The following is a 21,489-nucleotide window of genomic DNA, read 5'->3' as shown; positions in this document are numbered from 1 at the left end:
GGCTCGATGTGACCGGTCACATCGTTGCCCCAATGTATGCCGCAACCATCACAGGTGGCAAGGGTCAGGCGGACTCGCGCACGATCAGCGCCGGCGGAACCGGCTCGGCGAACGCGAGCTCGCGACCCTCGACCATTGCCACGAGGCGGGCGACGGTGCGGCGGCCGAGCTCGGCGAAGTCCTGCCGCACCGTCGTCAGCGGCGGCGCGAAGAACGCGGCCTCGGGAATGTCATCAAAGCCGACGACGGCGAGGTCCCCCGGAACGCTGCGGCCCGCGCGTCGTGCGGCGTGCAGCACCCCCAACGCCATCTGGTCATTCGAGGAGAAGACCGCCGTAATAGTCCGGTCTGCGAGGAACTCGGCAGCGATCTCGGCGCCCGAGGCCGCCGTCCAGTCGCCCGCGCGCGAGACGATCGCCCCGGCTCCGGCGACCTCGCACTCGAGGAGGAACCCCGCGCGACGGGCCCGCGCCTCGGCCCAATCCAGCGGCCCGCACACGTGCAGGATCCGAGCGTGGCCCCGGCCCATAAGGTGCCGGACCGCGAGCCGCGCCCCCTCAACCTGGTCCACGACGAGGCCAGCCTCCTCGCCCGTGCCGGCGCCGTGCAGCTCGACAGCGGGCACGGCGAAGTGCACCGACAACATGGCATCCTGCACACGCTGCTGCGGCGCGATCACCACAATCCCGTCGACGGATTGGTCCATGAGGTGGTCGAGGGCTGCGAGAATCTCCTCCTTCTCGGCGGTGAACGCATGCGCGACGGTCACAAAGTAGCCGGAATCCCGCGCGGCGTTCTCCACCGCGTCCAAGCTCGAGGCCGGCCCATACAGCGCCGACGCCGACGACGCGAGGACCCCGATGGTCCTCGAACGCGCCGTCGTGAGCATGCGCGCGGCCCGGTTCGGGCGGAACTCAAGCTCAGCCATCGCCGCCAATACCCGCTCGCGGGTCTCGGGTCGGATGCTCGGCGAGTCGTTCAGCACCCGCGAGACCGTCTGCCGCGAGACACCTGCTGCCGCCGCGACCTCCCGGACCCCAGGAAGGCGCGCAGAGGATGCCGATTCAGCCATGGCCACCACTCTAATTCCCCCTCCCAACCAAGAAGGCTCGTGTCCTGTGGGTACCATGTGCTTCAAGGCTAGGAGGTTACAGTGGCCACGCTGCGCGATGTCGCGGCCTTGGCGGGGGTGTCCGTCAAGACCGTTTCTAACGTTGTCAACGGTTTCGAGTTCGTCCGCCCGAGCACCCGCGAGAAGGTGAACGCCGCTATCGCCGAGCTCGGCTACCAGCCGAACCTCGTAGCCAGAAACCTGCGAGCTGGGAAAACCGGTGTGATCGGACTCGCCGTGCCGGAGCTGAGGTTCAGCTACTTCGCGGAGCTTGCGGGCGCCGTCCTCGATGCCGCTCGACGGCGAGAATACGTGGTCCTCATCGAGCAGACCGGCGGTGAGCGATCGGCCGAGATCGAGCTGCTTCACGGATCACGCATTTCCATGATGGACGGCCTGCTGTTCTCGCCCTTGGGGCTGTCTGGCGACGATGTGCGGGAGCTCGAGGTGGACTATCCGCTCGTCCTTCTCGGGGAGCGAATCTTCAACGGCCCAACCGACCACGTCGCCATCCAGAACGTCGAAGGAGCGGCGCTGGCAGTGCGGCACCTCTTGGCTTCCGGACGAAGGCGGATTGCAGTACTCGGCGCACACGAGGGCGAGAAGATCGGTTCGGCGGCCCTCCGGCTCGGCGGATACCGGAGTGCATTGGAGCAGGCAGGTGTCCCCTTCGACCCGAGCCTGGTCGTGTACCGGGAAGGCTGGCATCGAACAGACGGGGCCGAGGCCATGCAGGAGCTCATCGGGCGCAACGTTCAGTTCGATGCCGTTTTCGCCCTCAACGATGAGCTGGGCCTCGGCGCACTGCGCACGCTGTTCCACTCGGGCAGGCGCGTCCCCGAGGACGTGGCGGTCGTCGGCTTCGACAATGTCACGGAGGCGCAGTTCGCCATGCCGAGCCTCGCGACCGTCGACCCCAATAGGGCCAAGATCGCCCAGATCGCCGTCGATGCCCTCCTCGAGAGGATCGCCTGGCGCGGCAAGGAAGACGATCCCAGTCCGCGCGCCTTCGAAGTCCCGGCGACGCTCGTGGCGCGGGAGTCCGCGCCTGCCGCGGTCCGCAGCGCCGTCGCCTGAGATTCTCCGTTGACGCATGTGATCGGGGTCTCTATACTCCAATTTACAACGTTGTATTTCTATCGTTGTAAAGATTCGCTCCGGTCGGTGTCCCGATCGACCCCAGAGAGGCATTCAATGAAGAAACTCCTTGCAACGCTCGCGGTGTCGGCCGTGGGCACGGCCCTGGCACTGACGGGCTGCTCGAACTCCTCAACGGCAGCCGATACGTCCGGCCCCGTCACCCTCACCTTCTGGCACGGATACACCGAGGCAGATGGCAAGGTCCTCGACCAGATCGTGGCCGACTTCAACAAGTCCCAGGACAAGATCAAGATCACGACGACGACGAAGCCGTGGGCGGTGATCGGCGACACCCTGCTCACGTCCCTTTCCGCGAAGAACGGGCCCGACATCGTGGCGCTTCCGGCCGAGAACCTCCCCGTGTACGCGTCAAAGGGAGCGCTGCAGAAGCTCGACGATTACTACTCGTCCTCTGCCCAGAACGCGTCGCTCAACCCGCGCGCGGTGGAGATGGAGAAGATCGGCGGCGACTACTACGGCGTGCCCACCGGCTTCGTGCCGCTGTCGGTGGTCTACAACAAGACTCTGTTCCAGAAGGCCGGAATCGCAGCCTTCCCCACGACGTGGGATGAGTGGGTCGCGGACGCGAAGAAGCTGACCGTCGGTGCGGACAGCGGGACGCCCCAGCAGTACGGGCTCGCGCTTCCCGATCACGCGACCGTGGGCAACGGGGTCTGGGCCAGCCTGTTCTACGGCAACGGCGGCGCGATCGTCGACGGGAACAAGTCGGTGCTCGACTCTCAGGCCAACCAGCAGACTCTCGCCTACTGGGCCAAGGCGGTGCACGACGGCAAGATCTCGCCCACCGGCCTCGACGGGATCGCCTCGGACAAGCTGTTCTCCTCCGGCAAGGCGGCCATGGAGATCGGCGGTCCGTGGATGGCCAGCGTGGCGAAAGAGAACAACATCGACTACGGCATCGCGGCCATCCCGGCGGGGCCGAAGGGCCCGGCCGCCTCGGCCATCGGGATCTCGGCGGCTGTGACCTCCCAGGCCGATGCGGCGAAGAAGGCGGCGGCGGAGAAGTTCTTCGACTACTTCTTCTCGAAGGACAATGCGACCAAGTGGTCGCTCGGCTCCGGCTGGCCCGCCCTGCGGACTGACGTACCGTCGTCGGCCGTCTCCTCGAACCCCGTCGTGGCCTCCCTCACGGACATCGTCGGCACCGCGCGTCCCCTGCTCCCCGGCGTCGCCGACAGCACCGATGTGCTGACCGCGGTAGACGAGGCGACGCAGAAGGCCCTCAGCGGAGGGGATCCGGCCGCCCTGCTCAAGACCGCCTCGCAGTCCGTCCAGCAGGCCCTCGGCAAGTAAGTCAGAGGTGGCCGCCGCCTGGGCGGCGGCCACCTCTCACAGAAGGAACACCCAACATGACCGCAACCACCCGTGAGCGAGCCCCCTATCGGGCACCGGCCCCGCTCGGCGGACGCCCCCTTCGCCGGCGCGGCCTGGCTGCCAAGGCATTCCTGTTCATGCTCCCGGCCCTGGTCATCCTCGTCGCCTTCGTGTTCTGGCCGATGGCCTCTGCCCTGCGGCTCTCGTTCACCAACGCCTCCGGATTCGGGATCGAGGAATGGGTAGGCCTCAGCAACTACGCGAGGATCTTCACGGACCAGCGCATCCTGGCCACGCTCGGCAACACGGCGCTGTACACGGTGCTGTTCACCCCGACGGCCTTGGTGGCGGCGCTGGCCCTCGCGCTCCTGCTGAACAACCGGCTGCTGATCGCCCGCGGATTCTTCCGCACGGCCCTCTTCCTGCCCTTCGTCGTATCGCTCGCCGTCGCAGCGTTCGCGTGGACGTACCTGCTCGACCCGCAAGTCGGCCTCCTCACCTACTGGCTGCGCGCACTCGGCATCCAGATCGGCAACGTCCTGCAGGACCCCGTGCTCGCCATGCCGACTGTGGTGGCAGTGGCCATCTGGAAGAGCTTTGGCTTCTACATGGTGATCTTCATCGCCGGCCTCCAGGAAATCCCCGAGTCTCTCTACGAGGCCGCGACCATCGACGGCGCGGGGCCTTGGCGGCGATTCACCCACGTCACGCTCCCGCAGCTGAGCAACACGCTTGCGTTCGTGGTGATCTTCGCGATGATCGCCGCGCTGCAGGCCTTTGACCAGATCTACGTGATGACAGGCGGCGGCCCCTACCGAAGCACACAGTCTGTCGTGATGGAGCTCTACCAGGAGGGCTTCAAGAAGCTCGACTTGGGCATGGCCTCCGCGCTGTCCTATGTGCTGCTCGCCGCCACCCTCATCCTGAGCCTCATCCAGTTCCGCTTCTTCGGACGTCGCGAGAAGGACACCCTCTGATGACCACCTCCACCACAGCTGCCGGACGCCCCCGGTCGGGCCGCACCCTGTCGCGCTGGCTGCTCGCCGCGGCCGTGCTGTTGCTCACCGCGATCGTGCTTCTGCCGGTGGCCATCATCGCCTTCACCGCATTCAAGCCGACAGCAGAGATCAATGCCTTTCCGCCGACCCTCATGCCAACAGGCTGGACACTGGCGAACTTCACCCGCATCTTCACCGACCTGCCCTTCGGACGACTGTTCCTCAACAGCTTCCTGTTCGCGGGCGGAGTGACGTTGTTCGCCCTCGCCTTCGACTCGCTCGCGGCCTATGCCCTGGCCCGGCTCGACTTCCGCGGCAATCGGTTCATTCTGGTGGCCATCGTCGCCAGCCTCATGATCCCCTTCCAAGCCACCCTCATCCCGGTCTACCAGCTCGTGGCACAGCTGGGCTGGGTCAACACCTTCGCAGGGCTGATCATCCCCCGGGCGGCGGACGCCTTCGGCATCTTCTTCCTCCGCCAGTTCTTCGTCTCGCTGCCGCGGGACCTGGACAACGCTGCGCGCATCGACGGTGCGAGCGAATTCCGAGTCTTCCGCAGCATCATCCTGCCCAACGCTGTGCCGGCGCTCCTCACCTTGGCGATCTTCACTTTCGTGAACAACTGGAACGACCTCCTCTGGCCCCTCGTGTTCACCACGACCCCGGACATGGGCACCATCACCTCCGGACTGACTCTCCTCACGGGACCCGGCGGGATCATCCCGTACGGCACCATGATGGCCGGATCCCTCATCGCGGTCCTGCCGCTGGCCGTGATGTTCCTGATCATGCAGCGCCGCTTCATCGAGTCGGTCGCGACGACGGGGCTGAAGTGACCGCGGCTCCGCGCTGGTTCGAGGACGGGCGCCTGCACTTCGCCCTCGGGATCGAGGACACCTTCGTGCCGCAGTCCCGGAAGGGCGAGCGGGCGATCGACGAGTACGAGCTGACCGAGCACTACGAACGTTTCGCCGAGGACTTCTCCTTGGCCGCCGAGTGCGGCGCCGAGCTCCTGCGCTGGGGCGTGCCCTGGTACCGGATCGCACCCGAGCCGGGACGATGGGACTGGTCCTGGACCGACCGCGCCGTCGACGCCCTCCTCGCGAACGGCCTCAGGCCCATCATCGACCTTCTCCACTACGGCACGCCCCTCTGGCTCGAGGGCGAGTTCTCCAACAAGGACTACCCGCACCACGCCGCCGAGTTCGCCCAACGCTTCGCCGCGCGGTACGCCGACCGCATCACGGACTACACCCCGGTCAACGAGCCCGTGATCCATGCCCTCTTCTCGGGCGAGTACGGCTACTGGCCCCCGTACCTCCACGGCGCAGGCGGGTTCGCCGAGATCGCCGCCAACCTCGCCCGAGGGTTTGTCCGCAGCCAGCAGGCCATCGCGCACGCCGTGGGGCAGCGGGCGGCATTCGTCCACGTCGACGCCGCGATGAGCTTCGTCGGCGACGACGAGGCCCCCGAGCACAGGGAAGAGGCAACGAGGCTCAGGCACCAGGTTCATCTGGTCGAGGACCTCGTCACCGGCATGGTGGATGACCGGCACCCGCTCCGACGACGCCTGATGCCCGCCGTCGACGACGACGAGCTCGAATGGTTCAGCTCGAATGCCGTGCATCCAGACGTGATGGGGGTCAACTACTACCCCCGGCATTCCACCGAACTGTTCGAACCGGGGGTTCGCCATGCCGGCGGATTCGCCGACCCACGCCCTGCGGTCGACCGCGGCACGCGTGGGCTCCAAGACGCCGTCGCCCTCTACTCCGAACGCTATGGGGCACCGGTCATGATCACCGAAACGTGCGTCACCGGGTCCGTGACCGAGCGGCTCCGCTGGTTGGACGAGTCGGTGGCGCTTGCCGATCGGATCCGCGCCGACGGAACCCCCTTGGTCGGCTACACGTGGTGGCCGCTCTTTGACATGTACGAGTGGACCTGGCGGCACAGCGGCCGGCCACGCGCCGATCACCTGCTCACCATGGGCCTGTATGACCTGACCGAGAGCCCCGACGGACTCCTGCGGGTGCGCAACCCGGTTGCCGACCGGTACCGGCACCACGCCTCCCTGCACAGAACAACGACCAACTGACGGAAGACGCATGCCCACTGCACACCTCACACTCCGACCCCAAGCCCTCATCGGGGCTATCAACCCCCGCATCTACGGCTCGTTCATCGAGCACCTCGGACGCGCCGTCTACGACGGGATCTACGAGCCGGGCCACCCGCTCGCCGACGCCGCAGGGTTTCGAACCGACGTCATCGAGCTCGTCAAAGAGCTCGGCGTCTCAGCCATCCGCTACCCAGGAGGGAACTTCGTCTCGGGGTTCAAATGGGAAGACAGCGTCGGACCCGCCTCAGAGCGCCCCACGCGGCTCGACTTGGCATGGCACTCCACCGAGACCAACCAGGTCGGCCTGCACGAATTCCACGACTGGCTGGAGCGCGTAGGCAGCGAGCTGATGCTTGCGCTCAACCTCGGAACCCGCGGAACCGCCGAAGCGCTCGAACTCCTCGAATACGCCAACCTCGATGCGGGCACCGCCCTCGCCGAGCGGCGCATCGCCAATGGCCGCACCGAACCGCTCGACGTCAGAATGTGGTGCCTGGGCAATGAAATGGACGGGCCCTGGCAGCTAGGGCACCGCTCCGCCGACGACTATGGCAAGCTCGCCGCCCAAACGGCGCACGCCATGAAGCAGTTCGACCCCGACCTCGAACTCGTCGTCTGCGGCTCCTCGAGCTCGTCGATGCCGACCTTCGCCGAGTGGGAGCGCGTGGTGCTCTCCCACGCCTATGACGTCGTGGACTACATCTCCTGCCACGCCTACTACGAAAACACCGGCGATCTCGGCTCGTTCCTCGCCTCCGGCGTCGACATGGACAGGTTCATCCGGAGCGTCATCGCGACGGCCGACCAGGTCAAGGCCGTCCGCGGCAGCACCAAGACGATCAACATCTCCTTCGACGAGTGGAACATCTGGTACAACACACGGTTCGAGAACGTCGACAAAATCCAGGGCGTGCGCAACTGGCCCAAGGCCCCGCGCCTGCTCGAGGACGTCTATACCGTCTCTGATGCGGTCGTGTTCGGCAGCCTCCTCATCACCCTCCTCAAGCACGCCGACCGCGTCACCAGCGCCTCGCTCGCCCAGCTGGTAAATGTGATCGCGCCGATCATGACCGAGCCCGGCGGGCCCTCGTGGCGGCAGACGACGTTCTTCCCCTTCGCCGCAACGTCGGCCCACGCCCGCGGCGTCGCCCTCGACGTCGCCACGGTCAGCGACACCTACGGGACCGGCCGCTTCGGCGACGTCCCCCTTGTGGACGCCGTCGCGACTCACGACTCGACCGTCGGCCGCTACGCGGTCTACGCCGTCAACCGCAGTATGGACGGCCCCACAGAGCTGACGGTGGACCTCTCGACGCTCCCCGACGAAGCGGAAGGGCTCGCGGTGTCCGCGCGCGTGCTCAGCGACCCCGACCTCGATGCCGCCAACACCCTCGACGACCCGGAACGAGTCGTACTCCGGACCCTTCCCGTCGTCCGCGACGGCGCAACCCTGCGCGTGACGCTCCCCGCGGTCTCCTGGACCGAGATCCTGCTGGAACCCTGAGCGCGGGCCACGAGCCGACGTCGCGACAGCCCACGGGCGATCCTCCCATGGGCACCCATCAAGAGAGGACACAAGCATGGTTCCACCCCGCACCACCGCTTTGCGCACGCCCTCACCACGCCAACGCCAGCGCCTGCGCGCCGTCGTGGCGGCCGCGGCGACGGCGTTCGGGCTGATCGCCTCCGTGGTGACTGCCCTCCCCGCCCACGCCGTCACCACAGGCAATGGCTCGCTCGTGTACTCGCCCGCGGCCGGTACGTCGTTCAACCCGGAAGGCGGCCGGGCGGCCGGAACCACGTACGCCAAGAACGTCGTCCTGAAGCACAGCGGCGGCGCCAACGGCACCCAGATCGTGACATTCGACCAGCTCGTCCTGAACAGCAGCAACCAGCAGGTCTACCCGATCTACCGCAGCACGGACAACGGCACGACCTGGTCGCACATCACCGACGTCATCCCGAACAACACCTTCTCCCTGCTCAACCGCACGTCTCAGCCGTTCCTGTTCGAGGTCCCGCAGCAGACCGGCAATCTCGCTGCCGGGACCCTGCTGCTGGCCGGCAACGTCATGCCTCAGGACCGCTCCAGCACCCGGCTCGTCGTCTACAAGAGCACGGACCAAGGATCCACCTGGTCGTACCTGAGCACCATCGATACGGGCGGCCCGGCCGTGTATGACCCCTCGCCCACCTCGACGACCACCGCTGTCTGGGAGCCTTCTCTCGCCGTCGACGGACAGGGAGGCCTCGTCGCCTACTTCTCCGACGAACGCCAGAAGGCCAGCGGGGTGCTGCAGGCCGTCGCCTACCACCGCTCCACCGACGGCGGCGCCACCTGGGGCTCCGAAGTGAATGTCTCAGCACCCCCGAACCTCTCTGACCGACCCGGCATGATCACCGTCACCAACCTGCCCGACGGTCGCTACCTTGCCACGTTCGAAGTGGTCAACAGGCCATCCCAGACCCAGAACACCGCCCCCGTCTACTACAAGACCTCCCCGGACGGCCTCAGCTGGTCTCCGTCGACGAGCATTGGAACACAGATCACCCTGGCCAACGGCCGGGGCATCGGTTCCTCGCCCTACGTCAAATGGGTACCCACAGGAGGGCCGAAGGGCATGGTCGTTGTCGCCTCGAAGTGGGCGTTGAACAGCACGGGCGCGATCGACGGCGGACAGGACTTCTACGTCAACTACAACCTCGGCGATGGTCCATGGGAGCGCCTGCCCATGGCTGTGACCTACGACAGCGCCGACACGGAGGGCGGCACGTTCAGCGGCTTCGCCCAGAGCATCGATTACTCGGCGGACGGGCGCACGCTCTACCAAGCGACCAACGTCGAGAACCCAACCACGACGTACAACGACATCCGGGTCGGTTCCATCCCCCTGGACGCGCAGCAGTACGAGGCCGAGAACGCCTTGCGCACGGCAGACACCTCGATCGTCACGGACACGCATGCTTCCAACGGCGGCAAAGTCGGGAACATCAACAACCCAACCAGCTCCGTGACCTTCGCCGTCCGGGTCCCCAGCGCCGGCAGCTACATGCTCAACGTCCGCTACGACAACGGCACCGGTGCGACCTCGACCCACAACGTCTCCGTCAACGGGGGTGCCCCATCGGTGGTCACCTACGCCCCGACCGTGAACTGGGGCCGCTTCCAATGGGCCCAGTTGCCCGTCACCCTCAACGCCGGCGCCAACACCATAGCCTTCAGCAAGGGCACCGAGTACGCCGAGCTTGACGTCCTCCACGTCTACCAGCCGGGCACTGCGCTTGACCCCCAGTTCCGCCTCGTGAACCAGAACAGCGGCAAATATCTCGAGATAACGAGCGCCTTGACCACGGACGGCGCAACGGCCGGGCAATGGGGCAACACGGGCAACGCCTGCCAGATCTGGAACGTCCACGCTGTCCCCCAGGGCGTCCAGCTCTACAACGACAACAGCGGAAAGCTTCTGGAGATCCCCAATGCCCAGACGGCCGACGGCATCCAAGCCGACCAATGGGGCCCGACGGGGAACCTCACCCAAGTGTGGAACCCGGCCACCTCGAGCGGCACATGGACCTTCACCAACGCCAATAGCGGCAAATTCCTGGAAATAAAGTTCGCATCTACCGCCGACGGCGCTGCCGCAGACCAATGGGGCCCGACCGGAAACCTCACCCAGCAGTGGCGGCTCGTCCGGGAGGGGATCCAATAGTCCGAAGGGATTGGTGGCCTGGCGGCCGCTATCCCCCGAATTCAGCGCTCCTGAATCCGGCGGAATACCGTCGTTGCGAAGCAGCTTGAGGGAGCATCCCATCGCCTGTCTCTTCGGTGGACGTTCTGGGAATCTATTCCAAACAGCGATCCCTTGAAAACACTGGGATCGTGGCCCTTGCGCAGGCGCGAGAGGACTCGAAATCGGGGCGGAACAGGCCTGGAGTGCCCGATACGTTAGAGAATGAGAAAGATTCATCGATGCCGTGCTCCGGCCGGCGCCGGGGACAGTGGGTGCTCGCCGCCCTTATCCGCGAGCTCCGGCTCGACCCTGGCCAGGCCGCCCATCGGGACAGTCTGGCTGGGCAGGCCTCACCGGGCCCGAGCTCGCGAACACCGCCATCCTGAGAAGGTGGCCGCCCCGAGGGACGATCTCCGGGAAGCGCGATGGGCTTTCCAAGATCACCGGGCTCGGTGCCTGAAACCGCATGAGCCGGTCCCAAACCCGCATCTCGCCACCGACGATTTGCACCGAACCAGCGCATCACCTAACAACAAACGGCAGAAGGAGACTCGCAGCCAACAACCGGCCGGGGCCGAAGGGGACCCCGACTCTCGCCTGGCCTCATTTCACGAGGCTCGACACAACACTCGTGTCAAGACAATGTCACCATGTGTGCACAACGCGACCAGCGCTAGCCGGTGGTTTCGTCGGGCGACCGTCCCGTGCGTCCAGAATTATCCGGCACAGCAGGAATGTGAGAAAAGGCGGGTCTCGTTCCCCCTATTGAGCCGCCGCTCATAGGCAGATGCCCTGCATCCAACGTGGTCGGCCCGTGTCTTGTCACGGCTAGCGCTGTGAGGGCGGCGGCGGTCAGTGCGAGTGCCGTGATGCGTAATGTGAAATCTGTCAGGCCGGAGGACAGAAGGGCGAGCGCAGCGAATCGGAGCCAGAGATCGCCGCCGATCTGTCGGCGCGTCGATCGTAAGGCAAGGATCACCACGAGCAGCCCGAGACCCACACCAACAACGCCATACTCCACGCCCCACTGCAGGATCTCGTTGTGGGCGTAAGTTGTGATCCGCGCGCCGGGGACCGCGGGGGTGAAGGGCGCTGGCGCGGGTCCCTCGCCCAGCAGCGGTTGGTCGGCAATGCGCCGCAGAGCCTCCCCCCAGAGGTCAGGCCGGTCCTCGTGCTGCCCACCAGCGGTCCGCCAGACCACCACCGCCGCGGCTGCGGCGAAGCCTGCCGCTCCGAGCAAGGCGCGTTTCCAGCCTGCGTGGGCAGCGATGTAGCCGATGAGAAGGACGGATGCGATCAGAATGGCCGTGCGACTGCTGGTTGCCAGGAGCGCAACGGCCTGCAGCAGCAGCGCCGCCACAGGCAACCACCCTCCGTGCCGGTCGGCCTCGCGCGCGGTGAGAACGGAGGTCACGACGAGCAGCATGCCGAGCCCGTTGGCGGAGCCGAGCAGCGCGCCGGCACGAGGCGATAGGGACAACTCGGTCGAAAGAGTCATAGCGAGCTCCCCGAGCGCGATCATCGACTGGAGACATCCCACAATGATCAGTCCGGTGACCAGCGTGTCTCGTTCTCGAGCGCCCATCCGGCCGACCACGAGGGCTATGAGGGCCGCGATCACGACAAGCAGCGGCACCCGAACGGTCTCAAGGGTCCACCCCGTCCGGAGTAGGCCGACGATCACCAGCCAGCACAGGAGCGCTGCGAATGCCGCCCACAGCACCACCCCCCGACGCGGCCACGCCCGACCCGCGATCAGCGCGACGACGAGCAGACCGAGAACGACGACAAGGTCCCGCAGGCTGGTCCCTCCCCTTGAGGCAACGGCCCACGCGAGCGCAGCCAGCAGCAGATATGGAGTCACGTCGCCTAGTCGTCCTGACTCCCGTCGGCCAGCTCGTCGGCCTCGCTCTCGTCGGCCTGCTGGCCGTCCGAGGTGACTTTCCCCGCCTTCAGCTTCTTCCATCCCGCCACCAGTGCGAGGACGCCGACCGCGAGACCCACGAAAGGCGCGACGTACTTCACCGGCACCTGAAGGATGTCCCAGAACGAAGGGGGCGGTGGGGGTGGTTCGGTCGCCCGCGCTGACGCCATCTTCGGTACTGTCTGCTTGAGGTGTTGAGCCGCGGCCTGGCCCTCGACCGTCGCAGTGAAGACGAGGTCCACTTGTCCCGGCGCGTCCGAGATCACGATCCACCGACGGGTGATGCTTTGCTGAACGGATGCGGTCGATGAGCGTACTGCGGTGGGGGTCGGGGACGCCTCGACGATCCTCACGGCAGAGGAGTGCTCGCCCGCCGCCAAGCCGATGTCGGCATTCACCGTCTCGGCGTGACCAGCCAAGGACATGGATGCGCCGACATCGTACTTCTGACCGACGATCATCTCCTCGGGAACGTCCGTCTTCATGGCGGCGGCGGCCGCGAGCACCTCGTCGAAGTCGTGCTGGACGGGGTTGACATCGACGGTCACCGGGATCGGCTTGTTGATGTTGAGCAGTCCGGGAACCACTTGGCCCTCGACGACCACAGTGGGAAGGATCTTGAGGATGAGTGTTTGCGCGCCGGCGACGAGGGGCGTCACATCCCACGTCCAGGTGAGCGCGTACCCCCCGCTAGGACGGTGGGTGCCGGCATCGAGGAACTGGCGGGACGCGGACGTCGGCTTGATATCGAAGGTTCCCTCAGTCTGCGCCGCGAGTGTGGCCTCGTTGCTCCATGCCACCTTGACCGTCGGCAGGTTAGGTGAAGACGTGGCGTAGATGACGGTGGCCCTGAAGGTGGCGGTTTCAAATTGCGTAATCGGCTCTGAGTCGAACCTGGCGTCGAGGCCGGCGTCGGTGATTGCGTCTTTGACGGTACGGGCGTCCGGCCCCGGATACACCTGCGCGTAAAGGGGAGATCCGATGGGCCATGCCAGCGCCAGCATCGTGACGGCCGCGACGACCGCGGCGGCACGGATGCCGGTGACTCTCCGAGATTCCCCGTTCATCGCCGCTCCTCGAAAGCCATTGCCGCGCGGGAACTAGCGCCCCAGGATACTCCTCTGGGTCATCGATGGTCCACGGCTGACCAAATCCAGAGGTCCTTGAGGTCCGGTGCGGGGGTCGCCGTCGGCGCCACAGACGCGGTTGCGCCCACACAAGAACGCCTAACAGTTGACCGAGGACTCCTTCTCCAGCCAGACTCTGGTCGAAACCAAATCACAAGCTCCAACCAAGGTACTGGCAACAGTGGAAGTTTTCCCACGTCAAACAGCGATGGGACCGTCTCATCGACCGTCCCATCGCCTGTCTTTTGGGTGGAGGTAAGGGGACTCGAGCCGCCTCGCCCACCCCGGAAACACGCCGAAAACCCCGGAAACACGCGGAAGTCACTAGGTCCGCCCAGCCCTGATCAGGCCCGTTTCGGCCCGACCTGTGGACGCCGTCCACACAGCACACACCGGCACGAGCCCGGCACACCCAATCTCGGGTCGGCGCATGGCCCGTCCACCCGACCCCAGGATCGGGAGTCACCACCCAGTCTCGGCCGTGCCCTCACGGGGAATGCCCTCAGGCAGCTGACCTCACATGGCGTCCGGAGCGACCCCCAGATGACATCCCGATGCATCAGGGGTTCTACGCTCAGTACTTGGGAGGCCCGACGGGAGAGGTGATCTCCTCGGTCAGTCGCGCGCCGCGAAACCGCCAGTTGAGCCACAGGGTGGACTCGACGTCCCAGTAGGTTGGCGGGATGGTTGTGTTGCCCTCTACGTCGAGCCAGATCCCTTGGTAGGCGACAACCGTTTGGGCTGTCATATGGACGGCGTCCCAATCATGCGCGGCCCTTGCCCAGTCTGGGTATAGATAGGAACCCTCAAGGAGGGGGTAATCAAGGATGAAGCGTGCCCACGCTGTGGCTCCGGTGATTTCTAGCACTCGAGCATCAGGGTCGGGTGCGAGGTCCCAGACCTTCCAAGGCATGGGGAAGAGTGACGATCCGCGGTTGACTTCCAAATAGGCGCGCCACATGCTCCAGCGTTCCCATGCCCTCGTTGAGGTAAAGAGGCCGAGCCCAAACGGCTTGGTCGACGGCCGGGCAGCTCCGTGCTCGTCAGCTCTATCGAAACGCTGGAGTGCAGGCGTTTCGATCCGAGGCGGGAGGCCGAGATGAGACGGGCGGCCTGTGGCGATCCACTGCTGCGCCGATGCGTCGAGCGGCCCGAGGACGGTCTGGGGAGCAGATATGCGGAGGCGCCGAAGGAGGCGCGACTCCGCTAGAGCCGCGTCCGCTTCCTCGGGCAAGGCGTGCGGTTCGCCGCCGAGCTTCCACGGGCCGGGGGCGGTAATCGAGCCCATGATGCTCACAAAACGGAGAACATCTTGGGGAACGCCGGGTCTGGAGAATACGGGCGACCCTTGAGCGGCGGCATCAAGGGTAGATATCCGCTCGCGCAGCACACGGAGACCAAAACCCGTCAACGCGCCCCTTCCTGCCCATATTCCGGCCGGGTGCCGGTCGCCTTGAAAGCCAAGGCTACGGCACCCGGCCCGACGTTAGATCTCGGTTATGCGCAGGTGATAGTAACGACTGGGCTCTGGACGTTGAGCGTTTGCGGAGGCATCACGATTCCCAGAACGATGTACGCGCAGGCTCCAATGGCCACGGCGATGCCGCCAGCGAGCACCACGAGCGCATCTTGCCGCGGAAGGCCAGGCCGACAGTGGTTGCGATCAGGCCGCCCAGCATGCTCTTGAAAAGGGTCGAAAGGTTGAGCCGCAGAGGCGAAAAAAGCAGTCTGACTCCCCCGACTCGGGGGCAGACACCCCTTGGGGTTCCGGCCCAGGGGCCGGTTCAGGAAATCCGAGGGGTCACGGCAGACAATGGACGAGCAGAGTTCATCCACATCGAAGCGTCACAACGAGGATCAGTCAGCGGGCCGTTTGGGTATCGTATCTGCGTAGGGTCCTGATGCCGAAGATTCCTAAGACGGGCTTCAGCCAGATGAACTCGCGGTGCGGTTCTGGATGGATTGGGGAGACTGATGTCAATTGGCTCGGTCTGTGTGGGGCGATGGTACGCCGGGAAGCTGGGAGGCGGGCTGGTTTGCCTCGGGCTCATCGCCGATATTGCGGGAATTCTAATCCTCGCCATTGGCAAGTCGATTGGACACTACAGCGCGGCCTACCTTAGCTGGAACCTATTTTTCATTTTTGCCTTCTACGTCCCGGCCGGCGGTGCAGCGGGCCTGGCGGTTGCGGGCGCGGCGTGGCTTGCCAGTCGGGCCGTGCCAACCGGCGCCCCTCGCGGAGTCAGGGCCACTGCCATCGGTCTGGCGGCTGCCGCGTCCCAGGCGGCTTTGACCTACGCATTCGTCAGCTTGCTCCCACTGGGAATGGATCCCTGGGTGACCGCCGTTGCTGCCGGGCTGGTAGTGGGGGCAGTGTTCGGCTGGTTCTCGTTCTGGCGTTTCGGTCCACCTGCGTCTGAGGTCATCGCTACATCTCGTGCGCCTGTACCGGACCGGGCCTTGGGCACTGCAAGGGGCCACTCGCAGAGCCGGCCAAATCGCGGCGACGCCGCGGCGGCGAAGTCGGCTGGGCCGGGACTGTTCCGTCTGGTGAGAGAGGACCGGGTGGTGGGGCGCTTCGTTTCCAAGTACGCGGTGTTCTCCGGGCGAACCAGGAGGGAGGAGTACTGGGGCTGGCTGATGGTCAACTTCGTTGTCTGGACGTTGGGTGTTCTGCTCGGATCTGGGCTCGGCGGCGAAGGGGCAGCGGCAGTTGTCAGCATCCTGCTCTTTGCTTGGTTCGCCGCGACGATTGTGCCACACCTTGCTCTCACGGTCCGACGACTCCATGATGCGAATCTCAGCGGGTGGTTCGTGCTCCTGTATCTCGTCCCCATTCCGCTCATCGGCGGTCTCTCCTTACTCGCGTTGACGGCGTTGCCGTCGAAACCACTTGGGGTACGCTTCGACCGGCCGAAAGCCTCTTAGCGCGTCGAACCTGGTCGGATGCGTCAAGCCGGTGGTGGCCGTGTTGACGTAGAACCAATCCCGCGCCGCCAACTCGTCTCCGAGACCGGTGACTCTTAAGACAAGAGCTGGGCTACATGGAACTGGACAGGCGAGGGGGCCGAGCTCGTCTTCCAGGTCCTCACCGAGCGCGAGGAGAAGGCCTCCGTGGCGAGCGCGTCGAACTCCAGCTTCGCCGAGTGGACCCGCACCTTCACCGACCCACGCCTCTGCGCAGCCATTGTCGACCGGCTCACGTTCAAGGGCACCAACATCGAAACCGGCACCGACTCCTACCGACTCAACCAGACCAGGGCCAGCACCTCCTGAGTGCTTATGCAATGCCAAGGGGGTCTCGTGCGGCCCCTATAGCGCTGGGAGACGAGCACCGCGAACAGTCAGAGGGCGTGAAGCTCCGAGCGCAGCTCATCGTTTACTCGGTAGGCCTCGACCTCGGCATTCGAGAGAATTGTGTCGATACACTTTGCGGAGCCGCCTACGAGCACTGACCGCGAGTAGATGTCGGCGCCGACACACCATGCGTGATCTTCTGGCCACCAGCGGACTGCGCGGCGGTTGCCTGGGGGCATACCGATCGAATTTGAAGCGCTGAAGACTGAACCACGGAAGATGGACATGCGCCGGCTGGGTGGGAACACAGCCGTCGTCATTGTCGGCACTGGGATCCCGGCGTAGCCAACCCAGAACGCAAAGAAGCAGCTATCTGCTGTGCTCGTGTGGAGAGAGACGGCTCCGGCAAGTGCCGAAGCTGTGAGGAAGTCCAACGAGCCCATGGGCGGCTCTCCGAACTCCGGATCTCCCCTTCGTGCAATCGCATCCCACGGCGTCCCTGCTGAGACGTCAAAGCCTGCCTCGGCTGCGTAGGCGCTCCACCGATGCCGTCTGCCTCGGCCATCGACTACCGGCGGGAAGACCCGCGCATAGGCGAAATAGTCAGAGGGGACGACGCGGCCAATCGCAGTATCGGATGTGTGAAGTCTCTGGGCGAGCCAGTCGCCCGCTGTGCCGTCAACCTCGCGGAGCTCCGGGTCATCTTTGTGGTTCACGATACCAATCCCATCACCCAGGCAGCCGTGCACGGTGGGGCGCATGCGCGCCCTGAGTGCGGGGCGGATCGAGATAAGCGGCACGCAAGACTGCCACGCGCGCCCGCGGCCTGATCGTTGCCATCCGTCCCCCTCCGGTCGCGCCGTACGGGGACGATCCTAGCCAGTCTCGTCCACAGAATCTGGGTCTCGTCCACACAAAAGAAAAGAGGCCCGGAATTCCGGGCCTCTACGGGTGGAGGTAAGGGGATTCGAACCCCTGACCTTCTGCATGCCATGCAGACGCGCTACCAACTGCGCCATACCCCCGTGGAGCTGAGGGGATTCGAACCCCTGACCCCCTGCATGCCATGCAGGTGCGCTACCAGCTGCGCCACAGCCCCAGGATCGCCCGCGAGATCAGAGGAAACAACCCTCTCCCGTCGGAGCAACTCGTCTATCTTAGACCGCGCGGCCCACGCCGCACAAATCGACCAGCCCCCAGACACAGCCGCAGAGGGCCCCAGAACGGCCCCCAAAGCTCAGCCCTCGACCACCGCAACCGGCACAAGCAAGGTACCCGCATTGTGCTCCCCGAGCCGCCACCGAGAACGCCCGTCAGACCCAGCAAAACGCCGAGGGGATCGTTCCTCCAGAACGGACCAGTTGCAGTTCGACAGCCCCGACAAAGCGCCCCACAGCTCATACGGGAGCCCCAGCAGCTCGGCAAGGGCAACGCGGATCGCCCCACCGTGGCTCACCACAACGAGCGTGCCAGTCTCCCCCATCGAGGCAAGCGCCCGAGAGACGGCAGCACGCGTCCGCGCAGCGACGTCGAGCCGTGTCTCGGCACCGCCTGCGGGCACCTGGACGTCCCCGTCCTCCCAGCGCGAGAGCTCCTCGCCGTCGACGCCCCGGATCTCGTCGAACGTCAGCCCCTGCCAGCGCCCCGCATTGGTCTCCCGCAGGCCCGGATCCAAGGCGACGGGCAGCCCGGTCTCGGCGGCGAGGGCATCCGCCGTCGACCGCGTACGCTCGAGGTCGGACGAGACGATGGCCGTCGGCCCCATGGCGGCCAGCAGGCGCGCGGCGTGCTTCGCCTGCCGCACGCCGTCGTCATTGAGCGGGACGTCCGTCTGCCCTTGGAAGCGGCCCGCCGCGTTCCAGTCGGTGCGGCCGTGCCGCCAGAAGACGATCCTCCGGTGCCCCACCGCGGCTCAGCCGACCGCCGTGGCCGCGGCGCCGGGCTCCTCGAGCCCGAGGTCCACCACGGGGCAGTCCTTCCAGAGCCGCTCGAGGGCGTAGAAGGCCCGGTCCTCGTCGTGCATGACGTGGATGACCATGTCGCCGTAATCAAGAAGGACCCACCGGCCCTCGGTGCGCCCCTCACGGCGGACGGGGCGGCGATCGAGTTTGATGAGCTCGTCCTCGATGTTGTCGACGATCGAGTTGACCTGGCGTTCGGTCGGCGCCGAAGCGATGACGAAGAGGTCGGTGATCGCGAGCCGCTCGCTCACGTCCATCGCCACGATATTCTCCGCCAGCTTGTCCGCCGCGGCCTTGGCGGCCACCTTGGCGGACTCGACGACGGCTTCAGTTGCGCTCACACATGCTCCTAGATGTCTTGGTATTCCGCGCCGCGGGCTATCTGCCGAGCAGCACGATGAGGACGGCCACAACGAGGGCCACGATGCCGAGGGCGCCGATGGAAAGGAAGAAAAGCCGCTCCCGATTCACGCGCGAGGTCTGCGGCCGCAGCGGCTCAAGGCCGTGGGCCGAGGCCGCCGCAATCGGGGCGGCCTCCGACGCCGCGGTGCGACCCCGGCCGCGCTGCTCTGGCGTCCTGTCCGTCACGACGGGGACGTGCGTCGTGGTCGGGGGCTTCATGACCGGGTGCGGGAGCCCCGGAACCTTCATGAATTCGAGCGGCGTCACCATCGCGAGGTTGTTCGCCGACGTCGGCGCTGGCCCGGCCTTGCGGGTCGCCTCGGCGTCGCGCTTCGTCTCCTCGGCGAGCCGCTGACGCGCCTGGGCGCGCCGGCTCAGGATCGCCTCACGCTCCGCGACCGCGACCTGCTGCTTGAGCACCTCTGGGTCGACGGCGTCGCCCTCGCCTCGCGGCCCCGCCCCCGGAACCGCCTGATTCTTCGCCTGCCCCTTGAGCGCCTCGCGCGCGGCCGCGATCTGCTCGTGGCTCAGCCGGCTGAAGGAACCCGTCTCGGGCCCCAGCACAGGCGACCCGTCCGGGGCCTGGCGCACCGGTGCGCGCCGGACCGGCGCAGGTCGCCCGGGCGCCTGCACGCCGTTGCCGGGAGCGGACGACGGCGGGGCCTCGCCCGGGAGCGGCCCCGGCCCTTCCTGAGGGGGCGCCGCCGGGACGACGGGGAGGGCCTGAGCCGGGATATCGCCGGACGCCGGCGCGCGCTGCGGGAGCGGAGGCACTCCGGCCTCTGGGGCCAACTCCTGCTCCTGCACCTCCCATTCGCCACCGGGAGCCTGAGTCTGCTGGCGCAGCGACCGACGGCTCGGGAACTGAGCCGCGTGCTCCTTCTCGGCGAGCTCGCGCAAGACCCGATGCGCCTCGCGGTCGCGAGCGCGCACCTGCGAGGTGCGTTCAGCCCGAACGGAATCGGGTGGAACGTCGAGCGCGCGGCGAGCCCGGATACGCCCCGTCTCCGTGCTCACGGCCGGGCCACCGTCACGCGCGGCGGACTTACCCGAGCGCACCGCGGGCGCGCCTTGGAGCGCAGCCGCCTCGCGCGAGGGGGCCGCCGATCCCTCGAGAACGTCCGGCCCGCCGTCTCCACGGGCCTCGGCCGACGCCCGCGCCTCTTCCTCCGCGCGCGACTGGGCAGGGGTCAGCCCGAGTCGCTCGTCGGCGCGGGCAGCCTGCGCGAGGCGCCGTTCGCGACGGCTCGTCATGGGCTTCTCTTCGTTGTTCATAAATCTGTTCACCCCGCCGCTGAGGTGCTGCCGGTGTCTCCGAGCCCCCGACGCAGCCCCTCAGCGGGGGCCAAGTGGACGACGTCGGCCGCGCCCTGCGCATCCGCGCCGTCGCTGTACAGGCCGTACTTCGCGATGTACTGCACCACGCCGTCGGGCACGAGGTACCACACGGGCTCACGCGCGGCCACGCGCGCACGACAGTCCGTGGACGATATCGCCATGGCAGGCACCTCGAGGAGGCTCACTTCCGCGCGGCTCAGATCGGGCAGCTCATGGCCCGGCCGAGTCACGCCGACGAAGTGGGCCAGAGCCCACAGCTCGTCGACGTCCTTCCACGAGACGATCTGCGCCATGGCGTCCGCACCCGTAATGAAGTACAGGTCCGCCTCGGGGCGCTCGGCCCTGAGGTCGCGGAGGGTGTCGATCGTGTACGTGGGCCCGGGGCGCTCGATGTCGACCCGGCTCACGGTGAACCGCGGATTCGACGCCGTCGCAATGACGGTCATGAGATAGCGGTGCTCCGCGAGGCTCACGCGCCGGCTGGACTTCTGCCACGGCTCGCCGGTCGGCACGAAGACCACTTCGTCGAGCCCGAACTTCGACGCGACCTCGCTCGCCGCCACGAGGTGCCCATGGTGGATCGGGTCGAAGGTCCCACCCATCACACCGAGGCGGACGCGCCGCCCTCCGGGCACCTGCACTGGTTCGGCCAAGGGTCAGTGGCTCGCAGCGCCCTGATGGCGGTCGTGCTTGTTGGGGTGCTGTCGGTGGGGATCCGCGTGCTCTTCCGTGGCCGAGTGGCGGCGGCCGAGGTTCGTGTACGAGAGCGTGACGAACATGAGGATCACGAAGATCGCGAAGAGCACACCGCCGACGACGAACGGCGGCGCAATGGTGGGCGCGGGGTCCTCGTGTCCCGCGGCCTCGGCGCTGACCGTGAGCGCGGTCGACATGAGTACTGCCAGCATGGTTACCCCTTAAAAACCTTGGATCCTTGCGATCACTGGGTGATCTCTTCTTCCGCTCATCCTACCCCGGCACTGCAGCCGTTCGAGGCTCGCCG

The 21,489-nt window shown here is 66.5% G+C and carries 18 protein-coding genes, 2 tRNA genes and 1 pseudogene; 9 read left to right on the top strand and 12 right to left on the bottom strand.

Annotated elements, in window-relative coordinates:
- Positions 1–64: 64 nt before the first annotated feature.
- A complete protein-coding gene (locus tag RBS12_RS08585) occupies positions 65–1,072 on the bottom strand; it encodes a LacI family DNA-binding transcriptional regulator (RefSeq protein WP_307965641.1) in 1,008 nt (335 codons plus the stop codon).
- 81 nt (positions 1,073–1,153) lie between these two features.
- On the opposite strand from RBS12_RS08585, the gene RBS12_RS08580 reads away from it, so the two are divergent.
- The 7 genes from RBS12_RS08580 to RBS12_RS08550 all read left to right on the top strand — a co-directional run bounded on the left by RBS12_RS08580 (position 1,154) and on the right by RBS12_RS08550 (position 10,416).
- Entirely contained in the window at positions 1,154–2,188 is a 1,035-nt protein-coding gene (locus RBS12_RS08580; RefSeq protein WP_307965640.1) for a LacI family DNA-binding transcriptional regulator, read from the top strand.
- 117 nt (positions 2,189–2,305) lie between these two features.
- Positions 2,306–3,565 carry an ABC transporter substrate-binding protein gene (locus RBS12_RS08575; RefSeq protein ID WP_307965639.1) on the top strand — a complete coding sequence of 420 codons (1,260 nt, stop codon included), beginning with the start codon at positions 2,306–2,308 and terminating at the stop codon, positions 3,563–3,565.
- Positions 3,566–3,621: 56 nt separating this feature from the next.
- Positions 3,622–4,563 (top strand): sugar ABC transporter permease, encoded by a 942-nt coding sequence (locus RBS12_RS08570; RefSeq protein WP_307965638.1) that lies wholly within the window; start codon positions 3,622–3,624, stop codon positions 4,561–4,563.
- A complete protein-coding gene (locus tag RBS12_RS08565; RefSeq protein ID WP_307965637.1) occupies positions 4,563–5,420 on the top strand; it encodes a carbohydrate ABC transporter permease in 858 nt (285 codons plus the stop codon). Before RBS12_RS08570 ends, RBS12_RS08565 begins: the two co-directional genes overlap by 1 nt.
- Positions 5,417–6,682 (top strand): family 1 glycosylhydrolase, encoded by a 1,266-nt coding sequence (locus tag RBS12_RS08560; protein ID WP_307965636.1) that lies wholly within the window; start codon positions 5,417–5,419, stop codon positions 6,680–6,682. The genes RBS12_RS08565 and RBS12_RS08560 overlap by 4 nt, the downstream gene beginning before the upstream one ends.
- 10 nt (positions 6,683–6,692) lie before the next feature.
- The gene (locus tag RBS12_RS08555; RefSeq protein ID WP_307965635.1) at positions 6,693–8,210 is read left to right on the top strand and encodes an alpha-N-arabinofuranosidase; all 1,518 of its coding nucleotides are present in this window, start codon (positions 6,693–6,695) and stop codon (positions 8,208–8,210) included.
- Positions 8,211–8,286: 76 nt separating this feature from the next.
- On the top strand, positions 8,287–10,416 hold the full coding sequence (locus RBS12_RS08550; RefSeq protein WP_307965634.1) for an RICIN domain-containing protein: 2,130 nt from the start codon (positions 8,287–8,289) through the stop codon (positions 10,414–10,416).
- A 694-nt stretch (positions 10,417–11,110) separates the two neighbouring features.
- On the opposite strand, the gene RBS12_RS08545 is transcribed toward RBS12_RS08550, so the two are convergent.
- From RBS12_RS08545 to RBS12_RS08535, 3 genes are all read right to left on the bottom strand, one after another.
- On the bottom strand, positions 11,111–12,301 hold the full coding sequence (locus tag RBS12_RS08545; RefSeq protein WP_307965633.1) for an O-antigen ligase family protein: 1,191 nt from the start codon (positions 12,299–12,301) through the stop codon (positions 11,111–11,113).
- A 5-nt stretch (positions 12,302–12,306) separates the two neighbouring features.
- Positions 12,307–13,428 (bottom strand): hypothetical protein, encoded by a 1,122-nt coding sequence (locus tag RBS12_RS08540; protein ID WP_307965632.1) that lies wholly within the window; start codon positions 13,426–13,428, stop codon positions 12,307–12,309.
- 634 nt (positions 13,429–14,062) lie between these two features.
- A complete protein-coding gene (locus RBS12_RS08535) occupies positions 14,063–14,236 on the bottom strand; it encodes a hypothetical protein (RefSeq protein WP_307965631.1) in 174 nt (57 codons plus the stop codon).
- A 1,226-nt stretch (positions 14,237–15,462) separates the two neighbouring features.
- Between RBS12_RS08535 and RBS12_RS08530 the strand changes: the two genes are divergently transcribed.
- Positions 15,463–16,416 carry a DUF805 domain-containing protein gene (locus tag RBS12_RS08530; protein ID WP_307965630.1) on the top strand — a complete coding sequence of 318 codons (954 nt, stop codon included), beginning with the start codon at positions 15,463–15,465 and terminating at the stop codon, positions 16,414–16,416.
- A 104-nt stretch (positions 16,417–16,520) separates the two neighbouring features.
- Positions 16,521–16,764, top strand: a pseudogene (locus RBS12_RS08525) (ATP-binding protein); the annotation flags it as partial.
- 68 nt (positions 16,765–16,832) lie between these two features.
- On the opposite strand, the gene RBS12_RS08520 reads toward RBS12_RS08525, so the two are convergent.
- The 8 genes from RBS12_RS08520 to RBS12_RS08485 all read right to left on the bottom strand — a co-directional run bounded on the left by RBS12_RS08520 (position 16,833) and on the right by RBS12_RS08485 (position 21,394).
- Positions 16,833–17,501 (bottom strand): hypothetical protein, encoded by a 669-nt coding sequence (locus tag RBS12_RS08520; RefSeq protein WP_307965629.1) that lies wholly within the window; start codon positions 17,499–17,501, stop codon positions 16,833–16,835.
- Positions 17,502–17,737: 236 nt separating this feature from the next.
- Positions 17,738–17,810: transfer RNA gene (locus RBS12_RS08515), tRNA-Ala, on the bottom strand.
- Between the two features lies 1 nt (position 17,811).
- Positions 17,812–17,884: transfer RNA gene (locus tag RBS12_RS08510), tRNA-Ala, on the bottom strand.
- 138 nt (positions 17,885–18,022) lie between these two features.
- Positions 18,023–18,691 carry a histidine phosphatase family protein gene (locus tag RBS12_RS08505; protein ID WP_307965628.1) on the bottom strand — a complete coding sequence of 223 codons (669 nt, stop codon included), beginning with the start codon at positions 18,689–18,691 and terminating at the stop codon, positions 18,023–18,025.
- Between the two features lie 6 nt (positions 18,692–18,697).
- The gene (gene rsfS, locus RBS12_RS08500) at positions 18,698–19,087 is read right to left on the bottom strand and encodes a ribosome silencing factor (RefSeq protein WP_307965627.1); all 390 of its coding nucleotides are present in this window, start codon (positions 19,085–19,087) and stop codon (positions 18,698–18,700) included.
- A gap of 37 nt (positions 19,088–19,124) precedes the next feature.
- Positions 19,125–20,423 (bottom strand): hypothetical protein, encoded by a 1,299-nt coding sequence (locus RBS12_RS08495; RefSeq protein WP_307965626.1) that lies wholly within the window; start codon positions 20,421–20,423, stop codon positions 19,125–19,127.
- A gap of 8 nt (positions 20,424–20,431) precedes the next feature.
- Positions 20,432–21,139, bottom strand: a complete 708-nt coding sequence (nadD, locus tag RBS12_RS08490; RefSeq protein ID WP_307965625.1) for a nicotinate-nucleotide adenylyltransferase — start codon at positions 21,137–21,139, stop codon at positions 20,432–20,434.
- A 3-nt stretch (positions 21,140–21,142) separates the two neighbouring features.
- The gene (locus tag RBS12_RS08485) at positions 21,143–21,394 is read right to left on the bottom strand and encodes a hypothetical protein (protein ID WP_307965624.1); all 252 of its coding nucleotides are present in this window, start codon (positions 21,392–21,394) and stop codon (positions 21,143–21,145) included.
- Positions 21,395–21,489 lie beyond the last annotated feature (95 nt).

This window comes from Sinomonas sp. ASV322 (assembly GCF_030908245.1).
Lineage (GTDB): Bacteria > Actinomycetota > Actinomycetes > Actinomycetales > Micrococcaceae > Sinomonas.
This window is presented reverse-complemented; position numbering and strand designations above follow the sequence as displayed.